Genomic DNA, 9,323 nt, shown 5'->3' with positions numbered 1-9,323 from the left:
CAGCAAAGTCATTGGCCCAGTATTTTGGAACCCTTGAGGCTCTTATGAATGCTGATTATGAGACGCTCACCAATATAAGTGACTTTGGCGAGAAAATGGCAAATAGTCTTATGAACGCTTTAAAAAACCCAGAGTTTATTGATCAAATCAACCAATTGAAGGCTTTGGGCCTTGACTTAAAGAGTGAACAGAGGATTGATGCTTCTGGTGTCTTCTCAGGAAAGACAGTGGTTGTTACTGGGACCATGCTGAAATACACTCGAGATGAAATTAAAAATATCATTGAATCGCAAGGTGGCAAAGCAAGTGGCAGTGTGTCTAAGAAAACAGACATGGTTGTCGTTGGCGAAAATGCAGGTTCAAAAGAAGAAAAAGCCAAATCTTTAGGCATCAGAATCATATCTGAAGCAGAATTTGATGCAATTATTAGTGAAAATAGTGGTGCATAAAGGGTGAATAATTTCAAAAGTAATTAAACATATCCACAACGAAAACTAGGGCTGGCATTACAAGTTGTGTGCAAGAGCAACCACTGTAGATGTTTTGGTCGATTTTGTCGATAGGGTTGTGGGGTATATTCATGCATGGTAGACGAATGCGTTGAGGAAGAGGATATGCGTTTGATCTTTATAAAAGTGTTATTGATCTTTATGAAGTTCTAAAGCATGGTATAGGGCCCTTAATTGTTGAATTTTGCGACAAATATAGACATTTTCTTTGGCTGAACCTGATGTCTAAAATTTTAAAATATTAATGAATAACAATAGAATCATTAAAAACGCATGCCTTTAATTTATGAAACAAGGGTCTTAAATCAAGACGGTTTGTTCCATATATTTACAAAGTGGTATGCGTTTTTTTTGATTTGGGCGCATGAAAAAGGGGGAATTAACATATGACACAATAATTATTATAGTTCCGAAAGACTTTGAAAAAAAAGGCGTTAAAATAATGCATTATTTCAGAAAAGAAACTTGTAGGTTAAGGAATTGTAACAACTCTAGAAAATGAATTTAATCAGAAAATGAATTTCATTTATGAGAATAATGCATATATTGAATTTTTTCGGGATGTTAAATGTCCTAACACGTAGAGATTAACTTGTATGAGAGATTTGTTACAATATATTCATACTTGAAAATGGTTAGAAACATTGAAAAATAGAGCGATATAGAGTATCATTATGACAAACGCATTACAAAAATACATTTCTATTCACACTCTGTTCACATTTTTCTATTCTTGTGGGGTGGCATTAAATACTCAGAGAACTGCAATTATCATTCTTTATTCAAACAAAAATGCAATTGAATAAAAAAAACGTGTCAAAGTAAGCAGAATTGTAAGACTGACGGAAAAGGTAGATTTGTATTTTTAATTATGTGATTTTTCTGAAAATTCGAAAGGAGTGTAAGGGTTTGGGCAAATATATTGCAAGAAGATTAGTATCTATGGTTATCACGTTGTGGTTCGTTATCACAATCACATTCTTCTTAATGCACTCAATTCCAGGTGGTCCATTCTCAAGAGAGAAAGAGTTACCGGAAAAAGTACTTGAGGCATTAAATCAGAAGTACCATTTAAATGACCCTTTATGGAAACAATACGTTGATTATCTTAAGGGTGTAACAGTTCTTGACTTTGGTCCATCGTTCGCGAGACCAGGTATCTTTGTTTGGGACAAAATTAAAGAAGGCTTCCCAGTTTCAGCTAAAGTTGGTGGTGTAGCATCATTACTTGTTATTTTGTTCGGTGTACCGGCAGGTATCATATCCGCTCTGTATCAAAATAAAGTCCCTGATTATATCGTAACGATTATGGCGACATTAGGGGTAGCCGTACCGAGTTTCGTTGTAGCGACCTTGTACATTTACGTGTTCGCTGAGAAATTAGGATGGGCACCGGCATATGGTTTAGAAGAAGTTAAATCTTATGTAGGGCCATGTTTAGCACTTGCAGGTTTCTCATTATCTTTCGTTGCGAGACTTTCAAGATCAAGTTTACTTGAAGTAATGCAACAAGATTATATCAGAACTGCTAGAGCAAAAGGTTTATCAGAGTTTAGAGTAATCTTCAAGCATGCGCTTAAAAATTCTTTGATTCCAGTTATTACTTATATGGGACCAACGATTGCAGCAATCTTAACGGGTTCATTTGTTATCGAGAAAATATTTGCTATTCCAGGAATGGGTAAACTCTTCGTGGAAAGTGTTGGTAACCGTGATTATACAATGATTATGGGCACGACAATATTCTACGCAGCATTTGCGATCTTTATGATTTTCATCGTGGATATCGCTTATGGTATTATCGATCCAAGAATTAAATTAGGTGATTAGGAGGGAATAGCAATGTCAAATAAATGGGAGAAACTCTCAAAACAAGAAGCTATGAAAGAAAGCATTCGCCCTAGTTTAACCTATTGGCAAGATGCGTGGAGACGTCTTAAAAAGAATGTCTTATCTATGTTAGGTCTTAGCATTATCGTGTTATTGATCTTATTCGCAGCTTTCGGAAATACTTTTACTAATTGGAGCTTTTCAGATCAAGATTTAGATATGTCAAATTTACCACCAAGATTAGAAGTTTTCGATATTGGTGATAATATCACATTATATGTACACAAAGAATACACACTTTACAGAATAGAAGATGGCGGAAAAATCATCGAAAAAGTGGAATTGCCTACAGCTAATAAGGACATGATGAAAAAACAAAATCATTATGACATTGATGGCAAGAACGTCACTGTAGACTATAGCTTTGCAGCAAAAGCAAAAAAATCGGGTGACCCTAATGCAATCAAGTTCCAATTACTTGTAGATGACCAAGTTTACACGGTGCCAACAAGCACAGTAGGTAATGGCGTTTACAGATTTGGTACAGACGGTTTAGGTAGAGATTTATTTGCAAGACTCGTATACGGTGCTAGAATTTCCCTCTTAATTGCATTTATTGCAACAATGGTTCAGTTCTTCATCGGTGTTTTATACGGCGGTATTTCAGGTTATATTGGCGGTAAAGTAGATAATATTATGATGAGAATTGTAGACATCATTTCTACTGTACCATTGCTACTTTACGTTATCATGTTGATGGTTGTTATTGGCCCTGGTCTTAAAACAATCTGTATTGCACTCGGCTCTGTATACTGGGTAAACATGGCGCGTATCGTTCGTGGTCAGGTGCTCAGTATTAAAGAACAAGAATTCGTACTTGCAGCAAGAACAATTGGTGCTAGTACTTGGAGAATAATGGTAAGACATCTTATTCCAAATGCTCTTGGTCCAATTATCGTATCACTTGCTATGATGATCCCAAGCGCAATCTTTACAGAGGCATTCCTAAGCTTTATCGGACTTGGCGTTAATGCACCGATGGCTTCTTGGGGAACACTTGCAAATGATGCAGTACCAGGTTTAAGATCGTATGCATATCAATTGCTTTACCCATCTGCATTCATTTCGTTAACTGTACTTGCATTTAACTTCTTAGGCGATGGTTTAAGAGATGCACTTGACCCAAGATTACGTAAATAGGAAGGAGTCTGACAATGAGTGAAAAATTATTAGACGTAAAAGATCTGTATACTTCTTTCTATACGCATTTAGGAGAAGTACAGGCGATAAGAGGGGTGAGTTTTCACCTTAATAAAGGGGAAGCATTAGGAATTGTTGGAGAGTCTGGTAGTGGTAAATCTGTTACTTCACTTTCTATCATGAAATTATTGCAGTATCCAGGTAAAGTTAAGTCTGGACAAATCATGTTCAAAGGCGAAGATTTAGTACCAAAATCAACAAAAGAGATGATGAGTATCCGTGGCGATCAGATCGCAATGATTTTCCAAGATCCAATGACATCACTTAACCCTGTTTATACAATTGGGGATCAAATCATGGAAGCGGTAATCAAGCATCAAGGACTTTCTAAAGCTGAAGCGAAAGCTAAAGCGGTAGAAATGCTTAAATTGGTTGGTATTCCTTCTCCTGAGCAAAGAGTTGACAACTATCCACATGAGTTTTCTGGCGGTATGAGACAAAGAGCGATGATCGCGATTGCCCTTTCTTGTCAGCCTGACCTACTCATTGCAGATGAGCCAACAACTGCACTTGATGTAACGATCCAAGCACAAATATTAGAGCTTCTTAAAGAACTTAAAAATAAAGTAAACACTGCAATTATCCTAATCACACATGACCTTGGTGTTGTTGCAGATGTTTGTAGCCGAATTGTCGTTATGTACGGCGGCTTAATCATGGAAGAAGGAACTGCAGAAGATGTTTTCTACAATCCAAGACATCCATACACAATGGGCTTAATCAAATCGATTCCTAGACTTGACCTCAATGAAAAGCATCGATTGATTCCAATCCCAGGGACACCTCCAGATTTATTAAATCCACCAACAGGATGTCCTTTTGCAACAAGATGTCCATATGCAATGCAACTTTGTATAAAAGAAGCGCCAAAGTTCTACATGGCTAATGAAGGACATCGTGCAGCATGTTGGTTATTAGATCCAGAAGCACCAGCAGTTGAAACTACTGGTGGTGTAAAGAGAGGTGACAAATAATGGCTGAAAGAGAAGTCTTATTAGAGGTAAAAAATCTAAAAAAATATTTCAAAGTAGATAAGGGTATCATTCGTAGAAATATCAAGTATGTTAAAGCGGTTGATGATATCAGCTTTAAAATCTATAAAGGTGAGACTTTAGGTCTTGTTGGGGAGTCAGGTTGTGGTAAGTCAACAACTGGTAGAACCATTATCAGACTTTATGACGTCACTGATGGCGAGGTTATTTTTGACGGTGCTGAAATCGGTCACATGAGCGAAAATGAATTAAAGCCTTTTAGAAAAAAAATTCAAATGATCTTCCAAGATCCTTATGCATCACTTAATACCAGAATGACAGTTGCCGACATTATCGGTGAACCACTTGATATTCATGGTATTGCATCTGGTGAAGATAGACAAAAGAGAATTTTCGAATTACTTGAGCGTGTTGGTCTTTCTAAGATGCATGCAAGCCGTTACCCACATGAGTTCTCAGGTGGTCAAAGACAACGTATCGGTATCGCAAGAGCGCTTGCTGTAAATCCAGATTTCATCATCTGTGATGAACCAATTTCAGCACTTGACGTATCGATTCAGGCACAAGTTGTAAATATGCTTGAAGATTTACAAAAAGAATTTGGTTTAACTTATCTCTTTATTGCGCATGACCTTTCTATGGTTAAGCATATTTCAGACCGTATCGGTGTAATGTACCTTGGTAAAATGGCAGAAGTTGCTGACAGTAATAGACTTTATGAAAAGCCACTTCACCCATATACGCAAGCCTTGTTATCAGCGATTCCGATTCCGGATCCTGAAGTAACACGTGCTAAGCAACGTATCATCCTTGAAGGAGACGTGCCAAGTCCATTAAATCCGCCATCTGGTTGTAGATTTAGAACGCGTTGTATTTATGCATTTGATAAGTGTAAGGAAATAGAGCCAAAGCTTAAAGAAGTGGAACCAGAGCACTTTGTTGCTTGTCATCTTATGGATGAGAAGGCATAAGCACGACTTGTCTATTTATTAACGAGGCATTTACCTGAATTAATGAACTTTTTAGTTTGAAAAATCTAAAAATATGTATTATAATATGGTTATGTTAAAAAAAGTTAACGATACGATTAAAAATGTGTAACAACGTTCAAAGTGGTATGGATGTTGCTTGGACGTCAGTCCAAGCACGTTTATATAAAAATGTTAACAGTTTAAAGAAATCGTATAAGAGGGGTTGTTCGGATTTAACATGTTAAAAGCAATCTTGGGGACGTGTTATCTAAGGCACTTAGCTTATACAAAACTCAAAAAGACATTGGAGGGGATTATTTTGTTTAAAAGAAATTTAGCGTTATTGTTAGTTGTAATGTTAGTTGCTAGCATGTTTATCGGTTGTGGCGCGAAAGCTGAAGAGCCTGCTGCTGCACCTGCTGAGTCAACTACACCTGCAGATACTGCATCTGAGCCAGCTGCAGAACCAGCTGCACAAGTTGAGCAAGTATTATACTGGAATATCGGTGCTGAACCAAAGACGATCGATCCAGGTTTAAATGCTGCTTCTGATGGTGGTCATGTTATCAACAACATGTTCGAAGGTTTAATGAGAGAAGTTAATGGTAAATTAGAGCCAGCTATGGCTGAAAGCTACACTATGAGTGATGATGGTTTAGTTTACACATTTACTTTAAGAGATGCAAAATGGTCTGACGGCAAAGCTGTAACTGCTCAAGATTTTGAGTGGGCATGGACTAGAGTTTTAGCTGAAGAAACAGCATCTGAATATGCTTGGATCTTTGACGAAGCTAACGTTGGTTCATTCAAAGCGTTAGATGAAAAAACTTTTGAAGTTACTTTAAAAGCACCAACACCTTACTTCTTAGGCTTAACTGCATTCTACACTTTCTTCCCAGTTAGAGAAGATTCTGTAGCACAAGGTGCTGATGGCGCTTGGGCGATTAACCCAGCAGCTTCAATCGTAAATGGTCCTTTCATGCTTGAATCATATGTTGGTGGTGACAGATTAGTTCTTGTTAAAAACCCTAACTACTGGAGAGCTGACCAAGTTAAATTAGAAAGAATCGAAGCACTTATGATCGTTGAGGCATCAACTTACTTGACTGCTTATGAAAGTGGATCAATTGACGTTTTAACAACGCCTCCAACTGAAGAAATTCCTAGATTAATTGCTGAAGATCCAACTTTCTATATCTTACCGCAAGATGGTACTTACTACTACTCTTTAAATACTGAAAAAGCACCTATGGATAACATCAATGTAAGAAAAGCATTATCTCTTGCTATTGATAGAAAAGCGATCTGTGAAACTGTAACTAAAGCTGGTCAAATTCCTGCAGTAAACATGGTTTCTCCAACATCTTACGATGCTGATGGTAACTTATTTACTGAAAAATTAGGTGGTTTTGGTTTAGCTGAAACAGCTCAAATCGAAGAAGCTCAAGCATTATTAGCTGAAGCTGGTTACCCAAATGGTGAAGGTTTCCCTGCTGTAGAACTTATGTACAACACTTCAGAAGGACATAAGAAAATTGCTGAAGCAGTTCAAGAAATGTGGAAACAAAACTTAAACATCGACGTAACTTTAACTAACCAAGAGTGGGCTGTATTCCAAGATACTAGAAGAGAAGGTAACTTCCAAATCGCTAGAGCTGGTTGGATTGGTGACTATTCTGACCCAATGACATACCTTGGTATGTTCTTATCAGAATCTCCAATGAACTACCCACACTGGAAAAGTGCTGAGTACGATACTTTAATCGAACAAGCTAAAACTGCTCCAGGTCAAGAAAGATTTGACATCCTTTACAAAGCTGCTGCTTTAATGGAATCAGATTATATCAATATCCCAGTTTACACTTACACTAATACTTTAATGGTAAAAGAGAAAGTTGTTGGATGGGAAATGACTACAAGATCAACTTGGTTCTTCGGATTTGCTGAAATTACTGAGTAATCAATAAAGTCAATCAAAGGGCATCTCAATTATTGAGATGCCTTTTTTATGTTCAAATGCTTACATATTGGTTTTTGATTGAAAATGTATTATAAATTAATGACATTCTTTAGTCACTAGCAGCCATTGTGATATAATATAGTGGATTATCATAGAAAATTAGATCATATAATAGAGGTGTGGATTATGAGTATAGGTAAATTATCAAATGAAGACTTAAATCGTTTCATAATAGATGAAATTAAGCCAGTCAGAAGTGACATACTAGTGAGACCTGGTGTTGGCGAGGACTGTGCTGCCCTTAAGTTTGGAGATGAAGCTTGTGTTGTGACGACAGACCCTATTACTGGCGCTACAGAGGAGCTTGGCAAGCTTGCAGTACACATTAGTGTCAATGACATTGCGTCAAGTGGTGCGGAGCCTGTGGCCATTCTACTGACCCTTCTATGTCCTGAACACACGACACTTGATGAGATACAGCAGATCGTGAAAGATGCAAATGAAGCCGCTAACCATATGAATATTGAGATCATTGGCGGTCATACTGAAGTCACCAGTGCAGTTAATAGAATTGTAGTTTCTGTAACGGCATTTGGACGTACAAGGGTAGAGGAGATGATTATGACTGGTGGTGGAAAAGCCGGAGACTATCTATATATGAGCAAGTATGCTGGCCTTGAAGGAACTGCAATACTAGCAAATGAGAAAGAGTCCGATTTAAAGGCGATATTAACCAACAGTGAAATTTCAGAAGCCAAGGGATTTATAAACCACATAAGCGTCTTGCGTGAAGGTGAAATTGGTAAAAGGCTTCAGGTATCGGCGATGCACGATGTTACTGAAGGTGGCGTACTTGGGGCAGCTTACGAGATGTGTGAAGCCAGTAATCTTGGTTGTAAAATCTATAACAATCAAATTGAAATCAGTGATATCACACAAAAAATATGCGAGTTCTATAACATCAACCCCTTAAAACTCATATCAAGTGGTGCCATGTTATTGAGCGTGACCAAGGAAGGTGCACCGGCATTTGAACAGGCCATGTTGGAAGCAGAAATTCCCTATTCGAGAATAGGACTTTTAACGGAAGCGCTTGACCGAATTTTAATTTTTGGGGAAGAAGCAGATCAAGAAATATTTGATGTGATAGAACCGCCAGTGGGTGATGAGCTCTATAAAGTAATCTTTTAGACATTAATTTATACTTTTGACGAAATCGAGGGAGAATATGCGTAAATTTAATCACAAACCAAAAATGAGAAAAATCAGCATGCTTTTGTTGATCCTTAGTATGGTGATGGGTATGATGCCACTATCATTTGCCAATAAGTATTTTGAATCAGATCAGGTTGTACTTGTTGACCCGATTACAGGTGTTTCAGGCAATTATTATCCTGTAAACATTATGTTTGCCGGTGAGGATGTCATCACAGACGTTCCGGGGATTATCTATGAAAAAAACGGTAGCACCAGAACCATTGTGCCTATAAGTTTCATTACCGATAAACTCGGCGTAAAGATTGCTTGGAAGCAAGAAACTCAAGAAGTTACCATATATGGCGAGAGCAAGACCATCGTCATGCAGATTGGTAATTCTTATGCCAAGGTAAACGGCACAAAAACAAAACTTCCTGATGGCATACCGCCAATCTTACTCCAATTTGAGGGCAAGACTAAAACCTATGTACCAGTGGCTTTCATAAGCCAGCAATTGGGATTAGACGTGAGCTGGATTGCAGGCACGAGAACAGTCGCAATCAATAGACCAGTACAAACGCTTACAAATGTCTACCTTGATTAT

The 9,323-nt window shown here is 37.7% G+C and carries 8 protein-coding genes; all 8 read left to right on the top strand.

Annotated elements, in window-relative coordinates; all coding sequences use genetic code 11:
• The coding region (locus tag AC220I_RS13915; RefSeq protein WP_486724454.1) for a BRCT domain-containing protein at positions 1–449 on the top strand (449 nt) is incomplete at its 5' end.
• Between the two features lie 969 nt (positions 450–1,418).
• Complete coding sequence (locus AC220I_RS13910; protein WP_486724453.1) at positions 1,419–2,339, top strand: ABC transporter permease; 921 nt, start codon at positions 1,419–1,421, stop codon at positions 2,337–2,339.
• Positions 2,340–2,351: 12 nt separating this feature from the next.
• On the top strand, positions 2,352–3,539 hold the full coding sequence (locus AC220I_RS13905; protein WP_486724452.1) for an ABC transporter permease: 1,188 nt from the start codon (positions 2,352–2,354) through the stop codon (positions 3,537–3,539).
• A 14-nt stretch (positions 3,540–3,553) separates the two neighbouring features.
• Positions 3,554–4,573, top strand: coding sequence for an ABC transporter ATP-binding protein (locus tag AC220I_RS13900; protein WP_486724451.1), 1,020 nt, complete (start codon positions 3,554–3,556; stop codon positions 4,571–4,573).
• The gene (locus AC220I_RS13895) at positions 4,573–5,562 is read left to right on the top strand and encodes an ABC transporter ATP-binding protein (RefSeq protein ID WP_486724450.1); all 990 of its coding nucleotides are present in this window, start codon (positions 4,573–4,575) and stop codon (positions 5,560–5,562) included. The genes AC220I_RS13900 and AC220I_RS13895 overlap by 1 nt, the downstream gene beginning before the upstream one ends.
• Before the next feature lie 319 nt (positions 5,563–5,881).
• Positions 5,882–7,522 carry a peptide ABC transporter substrate-binding protein gene (locus tag AC220I_RS13890; RefSeq protein WP_486724449.1) on the top strand — a complete coding sequence of 547 codons (1,641 nt, stop codon included), beginning with the start codon at positions 5,882–5,884 and terminating at the stop codon, positions 7,520–7,522.
• Between the two features lie 186 nt (positions 7,523–7,708).
• Positions 7,709–8,713, top strand: coding sequence for an AIR synthase family protein (locus tag AC220I_RS13885; protein WP_486724448.1), 1,005 nt, complete (start codon positions 7,709–7,711; stop codon positions 8,711–8,713).
• 37 nt (positions 8,714–8,750) lie between these two features.
• A partial coding sequence (locus tag AC220I_RS13880; protein ID WP_486724447.1) for a copper amine oxidase N-terminal domain-containing protein occupies positions 8,751–9,323 on the top strand: 573 nt, incomplete at its 3' end.

The organism is Fusibacter sp., assembly GCF_057447755.1.
Note: the sequence above shows the minus strand (reverse complement) of the source record. Positions and strands in the feature narration are given on the sequence as shown.

Excerpts from the sequence above, each read along its gene's own strand:
- AC220I_RS13905 (WP_486724452.1), top strand. The coding sequence starts at position 2,352 with ATGTCAAATAAATGGGAGAAACTCTCAAAACAAGAAGCTATGAAAGAA.
- AC220I_RS13900 (WP_486724451.1), top strand. The coding sequence starts at position 3,554 with ATGAGTGAAAAATTATTAGACGTAAAAGATCTGTATACTTCTTTCTAT.
- AC220I_RS13885 (WP_486724448.1), top strand. The coding sequence starts at position 7,709 with ATGAGTATAGGTAAATTATCAAATGAAGACTTAAATCGTTTCATAATA.
- AC220I_RS13895 (WP_486724450.1), top strand. The coding sequence starts at position 4,573 with ATGGCTGAAAGAGAAGTCTTATTAGAGGTAAAAAATCTAAAAAAATAT.